1 protein-coding gene is annotated in these 377 nt (G+C 80.6%); it reads left to right on the forward strand.

The genetic code is table 11. The annotated features are described in order from the left end of the window. The coding region (locus DZG00_RS17095; RefSeq protein WP_199689856.1) for a hypothetical protein at positions 1-377 on the forward strand (377 nt) is incomplete at both ends.

Here is a 377-nt window from a genome sequence, read left to right on the forward strand (position 1 = left end):
TCGCGGGCCGCGCCGCGCCCGGGGGCGGCGCCGTCTGGTCGACGCGTCCGCTGCGGAGCGGAGGGCTCCTCGGGGATCCGCGCGGGCTCGCCGCCGCCGCCTCGCGCGGGTCCGTCGCCCGGTCCGCGGACGGCACGACGACGACCGGATCCGCGCTGCCCGTCGCCGGTCTTCGGTCGGAGCGGCAGGAGGTGACGTGGCTGTGGGAGCTCGCGCCCGAGGGCACCGGGCGCTGGGAGGTCGACGCGCACGGCGGCGACTGCCGCCTCGTGCTGTCCGGCTCGGCACCGGCGGGCCCGCCGCCGGAACCGCTCGCCCCCGGAGCATCCCGCGCGTCGGCCACGGCGATCGTCGCCGTCGGCACCGACCTCGAGGAC

The sequence above is a fragment of the Clavibacter lycopersici genome, from assembly GCF_003576405.1.
Classification (GTDB): Bacteria; Actinomycetota; Actinomycetes; order Actinomycetales; family Microbacteriaceae; genus Clavibacter; species Clavibacter lycopersici.